The organism is Mycobacteriales bacterium, from assembly GCA_036497565.1.
Classification (GTDB): domain Bacteria; phylum Actinomycetota; class Actinomycetes; order Mycobacteriales; family QHCD01; genus DASXJE01.
Genome location: DASXJE010000222.1, coordinates 1 through 16,120, shown reverse-complemented (window position 1 = coordinate 16,120; position 16,120 = coordinate 1). Strand labels below are relative to the sequence as shown.

Here is a 16,120-nt window from a genome sequence, read left to right as displayed (position 1 = left end):
CGTGGACCACCTCCTCGCCGCGCTGCATCTGTCGTCCCTGATCATGCCCTGCCCGGCCGGTCTCCGCGCCGTCCCCACCCGACGGCCCGTCGCGGTGTCGCGCCGTCCGTGATTGGGTGGTCGCCGTACCGGTCGTCACGGGTCAGGAGCAGATGGTGGGAGCAGGGCTCGGTCTCGTGGCCGGAGATCCGGCCGCGCCGGGTACGCCGGTCGCGTCGACGGCGGCCGAGGTGGCCCGGCTCGCGGCGACCGCCGAGGACCTCGCCGCGCTCGACGGGCTCGTGTCGGTGTGCCGGGCCTGCCCCCGGCTGGTCGAGTGGCGCGAGACCGTCGCCGCGACCCGGCGCCGCGCCTACGCCGGCGAGCACTACTGGGGCCGACCGGTCCCCGGCTTCGGCGCGGCCGACGCGCGGATCGGCGTCGTCGGCCTCGCGCCGGCGGCCCACGGCGGCAACCGGACCGGGCGGGTGTTCACCGGCGACCGTAGCGGCGACTGGCTCTTCGCCGCGCTGCACCGCGCCGGATTGGCGAGCCAGGCGACGTCGGTCCACGCGGGCGACGGCCTGACGCTGCGGCACACCCGGATCCTCGCGGCCGTGCGCTGCGCGCCGCCCGCCAACAAGCCGACGACCGTCGAGCGGGACACCTGCCGGCCCTGGCTGGACCGGGAGCTGGCCCTGCTCTGGTCCACCCTGCGCACCGTGGTCGTTCTCGGCGGCTACGGCTGGAGCGTGCTCTGGTCGGCCCTGCGGGACCTCGACGTGACGCTTCCGTCGCCACGCCCGCCCTTTGCGCACGGCCGCGAGGTGCGGCTCGACCGACCCGACGGGCCGCCGGTCACGGTGCTCGGCTGTTACCACGTGAGCCAGCAGAACACGTTCACCGGACGCCTCACCGCACCGATGCTCGACGCGGTCTTCGGCCGGGCCCGCGAGCTGGCCGGCCTGACGTGACGGTCACCCGCAGCTTCCGCATCTGGGTCGCGTCGGTCGTCACCGTCGCCGGGCTCGCGATGCTGCTGTTCGCCAGCCGATCAGGTCAGACCCGCGACATCGCCGCGCACAGCACGCCGTACCACCCGGTGGCGCCGGTGTTCAAGCAACCCACCGCGGCCCAGTCGCCGCCCCCGACGGGCCGGCCCAAGGGCCTGCCCCACACGGGCACCGCACCGAGCTGGCTCGGCGATCTCGCTCTTGCCCTGGGCATCGCCGCCGCAGTCCTGTTGGTCGGTGCCATCACCTTCTACGTCGTGCGGGCCGTGCGCGCGCTGGACCGGGGCAAGGATCGCACCGGTCCGCCCCCCTCGGACCTCGAGTTCGCCCCACCCGGGGTCGCCACTGCGCTCGCCGACGCCGTGGACGACGTGCTGGCCCAGATCGAGCGGGGTCAACCGCGGGACGCGATCGTCGCGTGCTGGATGCGTTGGGAGGACGTCGCCGCCGAGGCCGGGGTGGCCCGGCGTCCGGCTGAGACCGCCGCCGACTTCACCGAACGGGTCCTCTCGACCTACCAGGTGTCCAATCCGACCCTGGTCCGGCTGGCCGACCTCTACCGCGAGGCGCGCTTTTCCGCGCACCGGATGGACGACACCGCGCGCGGTGAGGCTCGCTCGGCGCTGGAGCAGGTGCGCACCGAGCTGCTCGCCGGCCGCCGCAACGCCGAAGGCACGGACACCGACGGGACCGAGGAGCCGGCGGGCTCGACCGTCGGCGGCGACGGCCACGGGAGCCGGTCATGAAGCGGCTGACCCGGCGGCGGTCCTCGCCCTGGACCATCGCGCTGACGGTGCTGCTCATCGGGGTGGGTGCCGGTCTCGCCGGCTGGTTGATCCTGTCCGCCGGCTCGTTGCGGGCCCGCCCGGCCTACTGCATCGGGGTGGCGCTCGCCGTCGTCGCTGCCGGTGCGCTGGTGCGAGCCTGCCTCGACCCGGCCGATCCCGCGGCGCGGCTGCCGTCCGAGCCGGCCGATTCGCCTGACCCCTACGCCGACCTGTACTTCCTGGAGTACCGCCTGTCCTGGGGTAGCGTCGAACGCCAGCGCTTCGAGCAGCGGGTCCGTCCGCTGCTCGTGCGGCTGGTCGACGAGCGCCTCCGCCAGCGACACGGCATCGACCCCGCCCGTGACCCCGACCGCGCCCGCAAAATCGTAGGAGAGCAGCTGTGGCAGCTGAGGACCGGAACACCGACGCCTGGCGAGAGGCCGCCGACCCCGCGGGAGGTGGCCGCGACCGTGGAACATATCGAGGCGATCTGACCGACCGGGCCGACGACGACCTGATGCCGCTCGAGGAGGTCTGGGCCTCCTGCGACCGGGTGCTCGACGAGGTCGGTCGCGCGGTCGTCGGCCGCCGGGACGCCTTGTCGCTCGTCTTCGCGAGCATCCTCGCCGGCGGACACATCCTGCTCGAGGACTACCCGGGCCTCGCCAAGACGCTCGCCGCGCGGTCATTCGCGCAGGCGCTCGGCCTGGACTTCCGGCGGGTGCAGTTCACCCCCGACCTGTTGCCGTCGGACGTCACCGGCTCGTTCATCTACGACCAGAAGGAGGGCGAGTTCGTTTTCCGGGCGGGGCCGGTGTTCGCCGGCCTGCTGCTCGCCGACGAGATCAACCGCACGCCGCCGAAGACGCAGGCCGCCCTGCTCGAGGCGATGCAGGAGAGCCAGGCGACCATCGAGGGCCGGACGTTCGCGCTGCCGGTGCCCTTCCACGTCATCGCCACCGCCAACCCGATCGAGTACGAGGGCACCTATCCGCTGCCCGAGGCGCAGCTCGACCGGTTCCTCATGCGCATCTCGTTCGGCTATCCCGACCGCGACGAGGAATGGACCGTGCTGCAGCGCCGGATGCAGCGTCGCCGGGAGGCGATCACGCTCGACCCGGTCACCGACGCGGTCGGCGTACGCGCCATGCAGCGGGCCGTCGAGGCGGTCACCGTCGAGGAGTCGGTCGGCCGCTACTGCGTCGAGCTGGCGTCATCGACACGAACCCGCCCGCAGGTCCTGGTGGGTTCCTCGCCCCGAGGTGCGCTCGCCCTCCTGCTCGTCGCCCGGGCCTACGCCGTGCTGAGCCACCGTGACTACGTCACCCCGGAGGACGTCAAGGCGGTCGCCGTACCGGCACTCGCCCACCGGCTCACCCTCCGGCCCGAGATGTGGATGCGCCGGGTCGCCCCCGAGGACGTCGTGCGGTCGGTGCTGGACGAGGTTCCGGCGCCGGCGACCGGCGGTCACGCGTCCGCGTCGCGGCCGGACGACCACCTCGCCGGGCAGGTATCGCGCTGACCGCCCCGTCCGACTCAACCGCCTGGCGGCCGACCGCGGCGCTCGCCCGGGCGATCGGCGTCGCCGCCGCCCTGCTGGTCACCGCGGTCTTGCTCCGCCGCAGCGATCTGGTGGTGCTGGCCGCACCGCTGGTCGTCGGCACCGTGCTCGGCCTGCTGCGCCGCCCGACCGGCCGGCCCGAGGTCGACCTGACCGCGAGCGCCGACAGCCTGCTCGAGGGGCAGGCCACCTCCGCGTCGGTCACGCTGGCCTCGGCCGACACCCTCGACGTCGTCGCCGTGGACCTGCGGGTGGGCCGCGGGTTCGTCGGCCTGTCCGGCCGGCCCGAACGGTGCGTCAGCGTGCAGCCCGGGGAGCGCCGCGACGTCACACTCGACCTCCGCTCGATCCGGTGGGGCCGCCACCAGGTCGGCCCGGCGATCGTCCAGGCGGTCGGCGCGCACGGGCTGCTCCGCCAGGGGCCGTCGGTCTCCGGGGTGGTGACGGCGACGACGTTGCCGCTGCGGGAGGGCTTCGAGGCGACCGACACGGTCCCGCACGCTCAGGGTGTGGTCGGCCTGCACCGCTCGCGTCGGCCCGGTGAGGGCACCGAGCTCACCGGCGTGCGGGCCTTCAGCGTCGGCGATCGGCTGCACCGTATCCACTGGCCGGTGTCGCTGCGTACGGGCGAACTGCACGTCACTGCGACGCTGTCGGACCGCGACACCGACGTCACCCTCGTGCTCGACACCCGCTACGACATTGGATTCAGCGACGGCATCGACGGAGCGGCGAGCAGCCTCGACGTCACCGTGCGCGCTGCCGCGTCGGTGGCCGAGCACTACCTGCGCCATGGCGACCGCGTCGGGCTGATCGACCTCGGTCAGGCCATCCGGCAGGTGCGCCCCGGCGGGGGACGGGCCCACCTCGTCCGCCTCCTCGACGTCCTCCTCGACGCCCAACCTGCTCGGGGCAGCGGCCTCACGGCCAACGTGGCGTTGAGCGAGGTGGCACCGGGCTCGCTGGTCCTGCTGCTGAGCCCGCTCGTCGGGGAGAACTCGCTCGCCCGGGCCGCGGCGCTGGGCCGGGCCGGGCACGCGGTGCTGGTCGTCGACACGCTGCCGGCCGACGCCCGGCCGCCGCGGCGCAGCGAATGGACCCAGCTGGCCTGGCGGGTCTGGTTGCTCGAACGCGAGGTCGACGTCGCGCGGCTCGCCGAGCTCGGGGTGCCGGTCGTGCCCTGGCGCGGGGCCGGCAGCCTCGACCTGGTGCTGCAGGACATCAGCCGGGCCGCCGCCGCACCGAAGGCGCTGCGATGAGCGCGATCGACACCGGTGTCGCCGCGGTCGTCGGCGCGGCCCGCACACTCCGCGCGACGTCGCCCATCCAGTTCGCGCTGCGGGCCGGCGTACTCGTCACCGGCGCGATCGCGGCGCTGCTGCCGCAGCAGCAGTTCGTCGGAGGGCTCGCGGTTCTGATCGTCGTCGCTCTCCTCGGCGCGCTGATGGCGGCCGTGGCGCCGGAGACCCCGGGCGCCGCCATCACCTTCGTCATGGTCGCCGTGCTGTGGCTCGTCGCCTACGGCCTGCACGGCGCACCGTCCATCCTCTTGACCACGGGGCTCGCCGCCGACCTCTACGTCTTCCACACCCTGACCACGCTGTGCGCGGCGATGCCGGCGACGGCGCGCATCGACCCCGAGGTGCTCATCCGGTGGTCCCGGCACGCATTGGTCACCCTCGCGGTGAGCGGCGTGGTCGCCGCGGTTGCCTTCGTCCTGCCCCGGCTGACCGGATCGCTGCCGCTGGAACTCGCCGGCCTGCTCGCGGTGGTCGCACTGACGGCCGTCCCGGTGTGGCTCGCCCGGACCCGCCGGTAGGCTCAGCGGCGTGCAGCGTCCTACCGGTCGTCCGCCCCGCATCCTCATCGTCGGCGGCGGTTACGTCGGGATGTACACGGCCTTCCGGCTCCAGCACAAGCTGCACCGGGGCGAGGCGGCCGTCACCGTCGTCGACCCGCAGCCCAACATGACCTACCAGCCGTTCTTGCCCGAGGCCGCGGCCGGGTCGATCGAACCCCGACACGTCGTCGTACCGCTGCGCCGGGTGCTCAACAAGACCGAGGTGCTCACCGGCCGGGTGACGACCGTCGACCACGCCCGCCGGGTGGCCGTCGTCGAGCCGCTGGAGGGCGAGTCGGTCGAGGTGGCCTACGACGTGCTGGTGATGGCGGCCGGCTCGGTGGCCCGCACCCTGCCGATCCCCGGCCTGGCCGAGATCGGCATCGGATTCAGCACGATCGGGGAGGCGATCTTCCTCCGCAACCACGTGCTGTCCCGGCTCGACCTGGCCTACACGACCGGGGATCCGGCGCGGCAACGGCGGGCACTTACCTTCGTCTTCGTCGGCGGGGGCTACGCCGGCGTCGAGGCGTTCGCCGAGCTCGAGGACATGGCCCACGCCGCCCTCCGCTTCTACCCGACTCTGACGCAGCGCGACCTGCGGTGGGTGCTCGTCGAGGCGGCCGGCCGCATCCTGCCCGAGGTGAGCGTGTCGATGTCGGCGTACACCGTCCAGCGACTGGTCGAGCGGGGGATGGACATCCGGCTGAACACCCGGGTCGAGTCGATGGTCGACGGTCGCGTGACCCTCTCCGACGGGGACTCCTTCGACGCGGAGACCGTCGTCTGGACCGCCGGTGTGCGGGCCAACTCTCTGGCCGCCCGGTCCGGGCTCCCGGTCGACGAGAAGGGCCGGCTGCCCTGCACGGCGCACCTGCGGGTCGCCGGGCTCGAGGGGGTATGGAGCGCGGGCGACAGCGCCGCCGTACCTGACCTGTCCAAGAAGGACGACCCGGACGCCCTGTGCGGCCCGAGCGCGCAGCACGCGGTGCGCCAGGCCAAGCGGCTCGCCGACAACCTGGTGATCACGCTGCGCGGCGGCGCCCCGAAGCCCTACATGCACGCCTACGCCGGGTCGGTCGCGTCGCTCGGCCTGCACAAGGGCGTCGCCGAGGTCTACGGCGTCAAGCTCCGCGGGTTCCTCGCGTGGTTCATGCACCGCACCTACCACATCTCCCGGGTGCCGACCTTCAACCGCAAGGTCCGGGTGGTGGCCGACTGGACGCTCGCGCTGTTCTTCCCGCGCGAGGTGGTTTCCCTCGGCCAGATCCAGAACCCGCGCCGCGCGTTCGAGTCGGCGGCCGCCGGCGACTGAACCGCCTGCGCATGACGATGCCCGCGGCTGGTTAGGGTGGTGCGGGATGACCCGGAATCCGATTAACCTCCTGTCGCCCCCGTAGCCCAATCGGCAGAGGCAGGCCCCTTAAAAGGGCCGCAGGTGTCGGTTCGAACCCGACCGGGGGCACGCCGCGCCGGCTCGGCACCACGGTGAGCCGGCGCAGCCAGCCCGGGCCCGCTAGCGCTCCAGGTTTTCGCTCAGATGGCAGCCGAGGCAGAGCAGGGTCTGCGGAACGGCGCGCAGCCGAGCCAAGGGGATCTCCCGGCCGCAGTCGAGGCAGCTTCCATAGCGGCCGGTCGTCATCCGCCGCAGCGCGATGTCGATGTCGGACAGCGACCGGAGGGCCGCGGTCGAGAGGATCTCGACGATCTCCTCGGAGGCACCACCGCCCTGCCCCGCGTGCAGGAGGTCGAGGTCATCGCCGCCGGGCCGGTCGACCCGACCGCCGAGGGCGGCGAGTTGATCCAGCCGGAAGCGGCGCTGACGCTCGAGTTCGGTGCGCAACGACGGCAGGCAGGCGACGAGGTCGAGCCGTGGTGTGTCCGGTGTCGGTGTGAGGGTGCTGGCCATACAAACTCCAGGGTGAGGAGCGAGAAGGGGTCGCAGACGCCCTGAGCACTTCCTCGTGGGAGGGCAAGTGCCCTAGGCGGCGACCGCCGGTGGCCCGCGGGTCGTCGGCAGCCACACCGTGAGCAGCCGACGCGGGCTTCTCGACGGCGTCAGACCGCCGGCGAGAAGGACGAGCAGCACGGCGACCCCGCTGGTCGCGGCGAGCGCGCCGAGGAGTGGGCCGCCGTGGACGACCGCGGGACGCTGCGCGCCCGGACGGTGGTGCAGGACGCCCCAACCCTCGTGGTGCGCGCCGGCCGGGTGGGTCGCGACGGCCGCCGGGCCGAACAGGCCAAGGGAGCCGGAGTCCGGCATCGACCCGGCCGAACCGGCGAGCCAGAGCAGCGCGGCGGCGACGATCGCGCCCAGCAGCCCGCTCGCCAGGTGTCGCGTGCTGCGGATGCGCGCCATAGTGTCGTCAGGATAGCCGCAATCTGCGTCTCCGGCCGGTTCGGGTTTTCAGCGGATCCCCGTACGTGTGGCCGCTTTGGGCCATCGGGACCGCGCGGAACTACGGCGATCGGATGCGCGTTACGGTGTCGTACGCGGTGCAAGGCGCGCCGCGTCTGTCCGTGGGTGCCGGCGGGTGGCCGGGGGCCCGGAAGGAGCGGATGTGAGCAGTAATCCGGTATTCGGCCGCGACGGCCGGAACTTCTCGTCTGCGGCTGGGCGCTACGCCACGTTCAACAAGCCGACACCGGATGCCGCCGAGCTTCAGAACATGTACGACCAGCCGGCGTACGCTCCCACGCGCTACATGAGCCTGGACGACGTCGTCGTCCGCACCGGCGCCACGCTCGGCACGGTCATCCTTTTCGGCGCCGTGTCGTGGGTCTTCAACCTCAACGCATTGGCCCTGCCGGCCGCCCTGGCCGGCTTCGTGCTCGCGATGGTCGTCGCCTTCTCCCGCCGCGCCAACCCCGCCCTGGTACTCGGCTACGCCGCCCTCGAGGGAATCTTCCTCGGGGCGATCAGCCACGTCTTCAACAACCTCTACCCGGGCGTCGCGATCCAAGCGGTCGTCGGCACCGCGGCGGTGTTCGGCGGCATGCTCGTCGTCTACAAGACCGGCGCCATCCGGGTCACCCCGAAGTTCAACCGCTGGCTCGTCGGCGCGCTGTTCGGGGTCGTCGCACTGATGCTGGTCAACGTCATCGGCAGCCTCATCGTCGGGCACGACGCTCTCGGCATCCGGGGCGGAAACCCGGCGCTGTCGATCGGGTTCAGCGTGCTGTGCATCGGGATCGCGGCCTTCTGCTTCCTCTCCGATTTCGACATGGTCGACCAGGCGATCCGCCGCGGTGCGCCGGAGAACTTCGCCTGGTACGCCGCGTTCGGCCTCACCGTGACACTGGTCTGGCTCTACCTCGAGATCCTGCGGCTGCTCGGTTTCGTCCGCCAGTAACGATCGGATCGGTACGCCGCTGAACGCCGTGGACCCGGCCGGGGCCGCCGATCCCGCCGGTCACCTGACGACGGTCGCCGAGCCGGTCTTGGCCAAGATCGCCGCCTGGACCGGCCGGAGCTGGAGCCACCGGGTCGGCTGGCACCGCACCCGCGCCCAGGTGGTGCGCGCCGCGGTGCAGCAACTGGCCGACCTCGCCGCCGCCGCGGAACGACGACCGCGGGCCGCCGTACCCCGCATCGACGCCGACACGCTGCCCGGTGCGGGCCTGGCCGACCAGCTGGCGGTGATGGTGCACGACGTCGTACAAACCGGTGACCCGACGGCCTGCCGGCGCGCTGCCGACCTGATCGACCGGCTCGGCGCGGACCTGCACCTCACCCGGGTGTGAGCCGCCCGCTTCGGTCCGGCCGCGGAGCCCCGTAGGATCCCGCCGTGGCCGACCGGATCTTCGTCTACGGCGTGACGGGGTCGGGCAAGACCACCATGGCTGCGCGCATCGCCGAGCGCACCGGGTTGCCATGGCATTCCGTGGACGACCTCACCTGGGAGCCGGGCTGGATCGAGGTTCCCCCGGAGGAGCAGCGGCGGCGGGTCGCGGCGATCTGCGCCGGCGAGCAGTGGATTCTCGACACCGCCTACGGCAAATGGCTCGATGTCCCGTTGGCCCGGGTCGAGGTGATCGTGGCCCTGGACTACGCGCGCTGGCGGTCATTGAGTCGGTTGGTACGCCGGACGCTGCTGCGCGCCCTCGACCATCGCGCGGTCTGCAACGGCAACCACGAAACGTTCCGGCAGGCGTTCTCCCGCGACTCGATCGTCGTCTGGCATTTCCGGTCCTTCGCCCGCAAACGCGACCGTATTCGCGCGTGGGCAGCAGACCCGGCCGGTCCGGACGTCATCCGGCTCACCTCACTCCGGTCGACCCGACGCTGGCTGGAAACGCTGCGCCCCGGCGGACCGGACGTTGCCGATCGGCGCAGCTAGGCCGGCGGAGGGGAGAGCGTCGCGCCGAGTTGCGTCGCGATGCCGAGCCAATCGTTGACCAGCCAGAAGTCCGTGACGCGACCGCGACGATCGACAGCGAGCGCAATGACGCCCCGGACGTCGATCGCGCGCCCAGTGGGTTTGATGCCGCGCCACTCGCCCTGGTGGGTGCCCGTGATGTGGCCCCAGACGACTGCCTTATCTGCGTCGGCAACGGTCCACTCGGCGTCGACGTGCACATCGGGAAACGCCGCCAACATCCGGCGGTGGGACTCGCGAAAGCGCGCGTTGTCCGGCGCCAAGGAAGCGATCGCGTCCAGGTCATGGGCGTTCAGCTGGCGCAGCAATGCGTTGAGCGCCTCCTGCGGACCGGTCAATGCACCTCCGCGTCTGTGCGTCTAGTTGAGCCGCTCAAGCACCATCGCCATGCCCTGACCGCCGCCGACGCACATCGTCTCCAGGCCGAGGGTCGCGTCGCGGAACTGCAGGCCGTTGATCAGCGTGCCGGTGATGCGGGCGCCGGTCATCCCGAACGGGTGTCCGACCGCGATGGCGCCGCCGTGCACGTTGAGCCGGTCGATGTCCACGCCGATTTCCCGGTAGGACGGGATCACCTGGGCCGCGAACGCCTCGTTGATCTCCACCAGGTCGATGTCGTCGATGGTCATCCCGGCCCGCTCGAGCGCCTGCTGGGAGGCCTCGACCGGGCCCAGACCCATGATTTCGGGGGAGAGCGCCGTCACCCCGGTCGAGACGATGCGGGCCAACGGAGTGAGGCCGAGGTCACGGGCCTTGGTGTCGGACATGATCACGACGGCCGCGGCGCCGTCGTTGAGCGGGCAGCAGTTGCCGGCGGTGATCCGTCCATCAGGCCGGAAGACCGGCTTCAGGCCGGCGACGCCCTCCATCGTCACCCCGGCGCGCGGGCCGTCGTCGACGGAGACCACGTTGCCCGAGGGCGTGGTGACCGGGGTGATCTCGCGGGCCCAGAAGCCGTCCGCGATCGCCTTCTCGGCGTTGTTCTGGGACCGGACCCCGAACTCGTCCATCTCCTCGCGGGTGATCCCCTTGAGCTGGGCGAGGTTTTCCGCGGTCTGGCCCATCGCCAGATAGATGTCCGGTACGGCGCCGTCCTCGCGCGGGTCGTGCCAGGTCGGCGCGCCGCCCTGCATCCGCTCCACGTTGCGGACCTCGCCGTCGGCGAAGACCGGGTTGTGGGTGTCCGGCCAGGCGTCACTGTTGCCCTTCGCGAAGCGCGAGACGCACTCCACACCGGCGGAGACGAAGACATCGCCCTCGCCCGCCTTGATGGCGTGGAACGCCATCCGGGTGGTCTGCAGCGACGACGAGCAGTAGCGGGTGACCGTGGTGCCCGGCAGCTTGTCGTACCCGAGGAGGACGGCGACCACCCGGGCGAGGTTGAACCCCTGCTCCCCGCCGGGCAGGCCACAGCCGACCATCAGGTCGTCGATGTCCTCCGGCCGCAGAGCCGGAATCTTGTCCAGGACGGTCCGCACGATGGTGGCGGTCAGGTCGTCCGGCCGCAGCTCGACGAGCGAACCCTTCCCGGCTCGCCCGATCGGCGAGCGGGCGGTGGCGACGATGACTGCCTCGGCCATAGGTGTTCTCCGTCCCTAGATCGCGGGGTCGCTCCGGCGGGTGCCGCTACCGGCACCGTCTCACATCGGCCGGGCGAGGCGCAGGTGCCCGGCGGGTCACAGGGTCGCCGGCGCGCTGGTCGCGTCGGCGACAGCCGGCAGCAGCGCCTCCGCCCACAGCCGGTAGCCGTCGGCGGAGGGGTGGAAGCCGTCCTCGCTGAACGTGCCCCGGTCGGCCCGGAAGATGGCGCCGGTGGCCGCGCCGATGTCGACGCAGACACCGCCGGCGGCGGTGGTGGCCGCCCGCTGCACCTGGGCCACCTGGTGCGCCCGCCAGCCGATCACCCCGCGTAGCGGCTGCGACCAGGCCGGCGCCGATCCGAGGTCCGGGCAGGTGCCGACGACCACCGGAACGTGCGCGGCGCGCATCCGGCCGACCGCGTCGCGCAGGTGATGGCTGACCGTTTCGAGCCGCGTCCCGTGCGTCGCGTCGTTGGCCCCGACGAGGACGACGGCGACGTCGGGCTGGCCGAGCAGCGCCCGCGACACCTGGGGCCCGAGGTCGGAGACCCGCGAGCCGGCGACCGCGGACGCGGAGAGGTGGATGCAGCGCCCGTCGCGGGCGAGGCGTACGGCGAGCTGACGACCGACGGTGTGCTGCGCCCGGGACACCCCGACACCGGCCGCCGTGGAGTCACCGAGCATCGCCAGCCGCAGGGTCGGGCGACTGGGGTCGCCGATCAGTCCGTCCTGCGCGGGCGCCGTATCGGGGGACAGGAACCCCCGCCGGATCGTCAACGCTGCTTCGACGACGAGCAGGCCCACGCCAGCCAACGCCGCCGAGGTGAGCCCGGTGGCTGACAGCACCGCCAGGCGGCTGACGTCCACTCTCAGAGGTTACGTCCAACGCGAGGAGGTTGCCCATCGGTCGGCGTAGCGAGTCCTGATGCGGGCGTCTCCTCGTCGGGCAGCTCTTCGGAGTGGCGGACCGGAACCGGCTGCCGGGCCCGTCGGCGCAGGAACGCCCACCGGCCCCGCGGGCCGCGCTCGTGGCCGTCGACCTGGACGCCGGCGACCTCGGTGCCGGCATGGCCGGCTGCCCGGGCCGCCGCCTTGGCGACCGGCCGGACGCCCTCGCCGAAGAACGGCCGCGGCGGGCGGTCCATCTCCTCGGGCCACACGCCCAGCGCCGCGCAGACCGACGGCAGCATCACCGCGGCCGCGGCCGCGTATCCCGCGGCGGACGGGTGGAACCGGTCGGCGGAGAACATCTCGTGCGGTCGGTCGGCGAATTCCCTGCCGAGTACGTCGCTCAGCGACACCGTGCGGCCGCCCGCCTCGACGGTCGCGATCGTCTGCGCGGCGGCCAGGTTGCGTGACCAGGCCCGCGCGATCCAGCGCAGCGGCTGGGCGATCGGCTCGATGGTCCCGAGGTCAGGGCAGGTCGCGACGACGACCTCGGCGCCCCCTTCGCGCAGCCCGTGGACCGCCTCGGCCAGCGAACGCACGGCCTGCGCCGGCCGGACCCGGTGGGTCACGTCGTTGGCGCCGATCATGATCAGCGCGGCCTGGGGTTTCTCGGCGAGCGCCGCGGTCACCTGGGTGCGCAGTTGGGAGGACTGCGCGCCGACCACGGCCACGTTGATCAGCCGCACCCGACGCTCGGCCACCTCGGAGAGTCCGGCGGCGACGAGCACCGCCGGAGTCTCGATGCTCTGCTCCACCCCGAGTCCGGCAGCGCTCGAGTCGCCGAGGACGGCGAGCACGATCGGCTCGCCCGGCCCCTCGCCCCACCAGTCGTCGGCGACCGGAGCTTCGCCTTCTGGCGGTCCCACCCACCGGTGGGCCAGCTTGATCTCCCCGAATATGACTCCTGCCAGTGCGGCACTCGCCAGGCCTAGACCCCCACCGCCGTAGATCGCGGTCGTCGCGATCCGGCGCGCCCTGCTCGCCCTGCTCAACAGGCCACCTCCCCAAGCACCACGGCTGTCAGCTCACTTCCGAGGCTAGCCTGTGCGCCATGCACTATTCCGAGTCGATCATCGATCTGGTCGGCGACACCCCTCTGGTCCGGCTCTCCCAGGTGACCGGCGGGGCGGCTCCGCTCGTGCTCGCCAAGGTCGAGTATTTCAACCCGGGTGGCTCGGTGAAGGACCGGATCGCGACGCTGATGGTCGAGGACGCGGAAGCCTCGGGTGAGCTGCAGCCCGGCGGGACGATCGTCGAGCCGACCAGCGGGAACACCGGTGTCGGCCTCGCCATGGTCGCCCAGCGCAAGGGCTACCGCTGCGTCTTCGTCTGCCCGGACAAGGTGTCCATCGACAAGATCAGGATGCTGCGGGCGTACGGCGCCGAGGTGGTCGTGTGCCCGACGGCGGTCCCGCCCGAGCACCCCGAGTCCTACTACAGCGTCTCCGACCGGCTCGCCCGCGAGCGGCCAGGTGGTTGGAAGCCCAACCAGTACGCCAACCGCAACAACCCTGAGGCGCACTACCGCGGCACCGGCCCGGAGATCTGGGCCCAGACCGAGGGCCAAATCACCCATTTCGTCGCCGGAATCGGCACCGGGGGCACCATCACCGGTACCGGCCGCTACCTGAAGGAAAAGTCTGGGGGCCGGGTGCAGGTGATCGGCGCCGATCCCGAGGGGTCGGTCTACTCCGGCGGGACGGGCCGTCCCTACCTCGTCGAAGGCGTCGGCGAAGACTTCTGGCCGGCGACGTACGACCCCAGCATCTGCGACGAGGTCATTCCGGTCAGCGACAAGGTGTCGTTCACGATGACGCGGCGGCTCGCCCGAGAGGAGGGCCTGCTCGTCGGCGGCTCCTGCGGGATGGCCGCCGCCGCCGCGGTGCAGGTCGCCCAGCGCGGCGCGGCCGGTGACGTCGTCGTGGTCCTGTTGCCGGACTCCGGACGCGGCTACCTGTCGAAGATCTTCGACGACGACTGGATGGCCGACTACGGCTTCCTGACGTCGGACACGGAAACCCTGCACGTGCGCGATGTGCTGGCGCGTAAGGGTGTTCGCATGCCGGAGTTGGTGCATGTGCACCCCACCGAGACGGTGCGCGAGGCGATCGACATCATGCGCGAATACGGCGTCTCGCAGATGCCGGTGGTCAAGGAGGAGCCACCGGTGATGACCGCAGAGGTCGTGGGATCGGTGGTCGAACGCGACCTGCTCGACGCGCTGTTCGCGGGTACGGCGCACCTCGCCGACCCGCTCGAGCGGCACACCTCGCCCCCGCTGCCGATGATCGGCGGCGGAGAACCGGTCTCGGCGGCGGTGGCCGCGCTCAAGCAGGCCGATGCGGCGGTGGTGCTCGACGACGGCCGACCGCGGGGTGTGCTGACCAGGCAGGACCTACTGAGCTTCCTCGCGGAAGGCTGAGCCGCCGCACGGCCGCAATTGGGGGGTCGCACCTGACGCGCAATGCCCCTATAGTCGCGACTCGCCGCCGGGAAAGCGCAATCCCGGGGTCGCCTGGAAGGGGTAGCGGTCGATGAAAAGTAGCCGGATGATTGTCCGGACCGGTCTCGCGCTCGTCGTGGTTGGCGCCGCCGCGCTGACCTCGGCCTGCAGTTCGTCGAGCACGTCGGCGAACGGGAAGGCGACGATCACCTTCTCCTGGTGGGGAGATTCCTCTCGCGCCAAGGTGACCGAGGCCGCCGTGAAGGTCTTCGAGCAACGGCATCCCAACATCACCGTCAAGACCCAGTTCAGCCCGTTCGGCGCCTACGGTCAGAAACTCGCGACCGAGACCGCCGGCGGGAGCGCTCCGGACCTGATGACGATCGACCGGGGCTACCAGAACGAATACGCCCAGCGCGGCGTCTTCCTGGATCTCGCCAGCTACATCCCGAAGTCACTGAACCTCAGCGATTGGGATCAGAAGTTTGCCGCCAGCGGAAAGAGCGACGGCAAGCAGATCGCGGTGCCGATGGCGCAGAACAGCCAATCGCTGATCGTCGACGCGACACGGGTCAAGGCGCTCGGTGTGCCGATGCCGCGCAGCACCTGGACCTGGCCGGACCTGCAGCATTGGTCCGAGCAGATATCGCAGAAGTCCGGCGGGAAGTACCGCGGGTTCGCCGACATGGGCACGGAGTGGCCGGCCTTCGAGTCGTGGTTGACGCAACGCGGAAAGACCCTCTACGACGGGGGAAAGATCGGCTTCACGGCCAGCGATGTCGAACAGTTCTGGAACTTCACCTCGGGTCTGCGCAAGTCAAATGCGGCGACGTCCGCGCAGGTGACGGCAACCATCGACGGGATACCGTCCGACGAGCCGCTGCTCAAGCACGCGGCAGCGGCCGAGTGGGACTGGGACAGCCTCTTCGCCAGCTATGTCGCGGGGACCTCGGACAAGCTCAGCCTCGTGAACCTCCCGACGGTCGGCGGACAGACCGGGATGTATGCGAAGCCGGCCATGCTCCTTGCGGTGTCCTCGCAGACGAAGTACCCCGCCCAGTCCGTGGAGCTGCTCAACTTCCTCGTCAACGACCCGGCGGCGGCCAAGGCGCTCGGCACGAGCCGCGGGCTGTTCCCGAACCTAAAGGTCCGCCAACAACTAGCAGGCCATACGGCCGGCGCGACCAAGGCGGTCTACCAGTACGAGCAGGCGGTCCGCGGGCAGCTTCAGCCGACGCCGCCGGCGCCGCCGAAGGGCGATGACCAGCTGGGGACGTTGATGCAGCGGACCTATCAGCAGGTGGCGTTCGGGCAGCTCAGCGTCACTGCCGGTGCGAACCAGTTCATGTCGCAGGCCAAGCAGACCATCGGGCAGTGAGAGGACGCCAGTGAGCACGGACGTCGCGGCGCCGGATCGGCTTGCCCGGAGCCGGGTCCGCCGGCCGCCGGCCGGGTCGGGCCGTGCCGGCGGGCGGTCCGGCTACGTGTTCCTGACGCCGTGGTTCATCGGTCTGGCCGTATTCACCCTCGGACCGATGGCGTTCTCCCTCTACCTTTCTTTCACCGATTACAGCTTGTTGCAGGCGCCACACTGGGTCGGTTTGCAGAAC

Annotated in this window: 19 protein-coding genes and 1 tRNA gene; 14 read left to right on the top strand and 6 right to left on the bottom strand. The window is 71.7% G+C overall.

Features of this window, described 5'->3' with window-relative positions; genetic code table 11:
- Positions 1-116 precede the first annotated feature (116 nt).
- From VGH85_18050 to VGH85_18015, 8 genes are all read left to right on the top strand, one after another.
- Entirely contained in the window at positions 117-953 is an 837-nt protein-coding gene (locus VGH85_18050; GenBank protein HEY2175713.1) for a uracil-DNA glycosylase, read from the top strand.
- Complete coding sequence (locus VGH85_18045) at positions 950-1,738, top strand: DUF4129 domain-containing protein (GenBank protein HEY2175712.1); 789 nt, start codon at positions 950-952, stop codon at positions 1,736-1,738. The genes VGH85_18050 and VGH85_18045 overlap by 4 nt, the downstream gene beginning before the upstream one ends.
- Positions 1,735-2,253 (top strand): hypothetical protein, encoded by a 519-nt coding sequence (locus tag VGH85_18040; GenBank protein HEY2175711.1) that lies wholly within the window; start codon positions 1,735-1,737, stop codon positions 2,251-2,253. Before VGH85_18045 ends, VGH85_18040 begins: the two co-directional genes overlap by 4 nt.
- Positions 2,254-2,276: 23 nt before the next feature.
- Positions 2,277-3,281 carry a MoxR family ATPase gene (locus VGH85_18035; protein ID HEY2175710.1) on the top strand — a complete coding sequence of 335 codons (1,005 nt, stop codon included), beginning with the start codon at positions 2,277-2,279 and terminating at the stop codon, positions 3,279-3,281.
- An 89-nt stretch (positions 3,282-3,370) separates the two neighbouring features.
- The gene (locus VGH85_18030; protein HEY2175709.1) at positions 3,371-4,579 is read left to right on the top strand and encodes a DUF58 domain-containing protein; all 1,209 of its coding nucleotides are present in this window, start codon (positions 3,371-3,373) and stop codon (positions 4,577-4,579) included.
- Entirely contained in the window at positions 4,576-5,139 is a 564-nt protein-coding gene (locus VGH85_18025; protein ID HEY2175708.1) for a hypothetical protein, read from the top strand. Before VGH85_18030 ends, VGH85_18025 begins: the two co-directional genes overlap by 4 nt.
- 10 nt (positions 5,140-5,149) lie before the next feature.
- Positions 5,150-6,475 (top strand): NAD(P)/FAD-dependent oxidoreductase, encoded by a 1,326-nt coding sequence (locus VGH85_18020; protein HEY2175707.1) that lies wholly within the window; start codon positions 5,150-5,152, stop codon positions 6,473-6,475.
- 75 nt (positions 6,476-6,550) lie between these two features.
- A tRNA-Leu gene (locus tag VGH85_18015) sits at positions 6,551-6,625 on the top strand.
- Positions 6,626-6,676: 51 nt separating this feature from the next.
- Here VGH85_18015 and VGH85_18010 read toward each other — a convergent pair.
- Complete coding sequence (locus VGH85_18010; protein HEY2175706.1) at positions 6,677-7,069, bottom strand: TraR/DksA family transcriptional regulator; 393 nt, start codon at positions 7,067-7,069, stop codon at positions 6,677-6,679.
- Between the two features lie 72 nt (positions 7,070-7,141).
- Positions 7,142-7,519 carry a hypothetical protein gene (locus VGH85_18005; protein HEY2175705.1) on the bottom strand — a complete coding sequence of 126 codons (378 nt, stop codon included), beginning with the start codon at positions 7,517-7,519 and terminating at the stop codon, positions 7,142-7,144.
- A gap of 202 nt (positions 7,520-7,721) precedes the next feature.
- Here VGH85_18005 and VGH85_18000 point away from each other — a divergent pair, with 202 nt between their 5' ends.
- Genes VGH85_18000 through VGH85_17990 form a run of 3 tightly spaced genes read left to right on the top strand, consistent with a single transcriptional unit; the run spans position 7,722 to position 9,500 of the window.
- Entirely contained in the window at positions 7,722-8,513 is a 792-nt protein-coding gene (locus VGH85_18000; GenBank protein ID HEY2175704.1) for a Bax inhibitor-1/YccA family protein, read from the top strand.
- A gap of 28 nt (positions 8,514-8,541) precedes the next feature.
- The gene (locus tag VGH85_17995; protein ID HEY2175703.1) at positions 8,542-8,904 is read left to right on the top strand and encodes a hypothetical protein; all 363 of its coding nucleotides are present in this window, start codon (positions 8,542-8,544) and stop codon (positions 8,902-8,904) included.
- Between the two features lie 44 nt (positions 8,905-8,948).
- The gene (locus VGH85_17990) at positions 8,949-9,500 is read left to right on the top strand and encodes a hypothetical protein (protein HEY2175702.1); all 552 of its coding nucleotides are present in this window, start codon (positions 8,949-8,951) and stop codon (positions 9,498-9,500) included.
- Here the strand turns inward: VGH85_17990 and VGH85_17985 are convergent.
- The 4 genes from VGH85_17985 to VGH85_17970 all read right to left on the bottom strand — a co-directional run bounded on the left by VGH85_17985 (position 9,497) and on the right by VGH85_17970 (position 13,059).
- Positions 9,497-9,877 carry an ester cyclase gene (locus VGH85_17985; GenBank protein HEY2175701.1) on the bottom strand — a complete coding sequence of 127 codons (381 nt, stop codon included), beginning with the start codon at positions 9,875-9,877 and terminating at the stop codon, positions 9,497-9,499. The genes VGH85_17990 and VGH85_17985 overlap by 4 nt on opposite strands.
- A gap of 21 nt (positions 9,878-9,898) precedes the next feature.
- Positions 9,899-11,119, bottom strand: coding sequence for an acetyl-CoA C-acetyltransferase (locus VGH85_17980; protein ID HEY2175700.1), 1,221 nt, complete (start codon positions 11,117-11,119; stop codon positions 9,899-9,901).
- Positions 11,120-11,215: 96 nt separating this feature from the next.
- Positions 11,216-11,986 carry an SGNH/GDSL hydrolase family protein gene (locus VGH85_17975; protein HEY2175699.1) on the bottom strand — a complete coding sequence of 257 codons (771 nt, stop codon included), beginning with the start codon at positions 11,984-11,986 and terminating at the stop codon, positions 11,216-11,218.
- A gap of 2 nt (positions 11,987-11,988) precedes the next feature.
- Positions 11,989-13,059: an SGNH/GDSL hydrolase family protein gene (locus VGH85_17970; protein HEY2175698.1), complete on the bottom strand. Its 1,071-nt coding sequence runs from the start codon at positions 13,057-13,059 to the stop codon at positions 11,989-11,991.
- Positions 13,060-13,118: 59 nt separating this feature from the next.
- Here VGH85_17970 and VGH85_17965 point away from each other — a divergent pair, with 59 nt between their 5' ends.
- From VGH85_17965 to VGH85_17955, 3 genes are all read left to right on the top strand, one after another.
- Entirely contained in the window at positions 13,119-14,489 is a 1,371-nt protein-coding gene (locus tag VGH85_17965) for a cystathionine beta-synthase (protein HEY2175697.1), read from the top strand.
- A gap of 127 nt (positions 14,490-14,616) precedes the next feature.
- Positions 14,617-15,888: an extracellular solute-binding protein gene (locus tag VGH85_17960; GenBank protein ID HEY2175696.1), complete on the top strand. Its 1,272-nt coding sequence runs from the start codon at positions 14,617-14,619 to the stop codon at positions 15,886-15,888.
- Between the two features lie 10 nt (positions 15,889-15,898).
- Positions 15,899-16,120: hypothetical protein (locus tag VGH85_17955; protein HEY2175695.1), on the top strand; the 222-nt coding region annotated here is incomplete at its 3' end.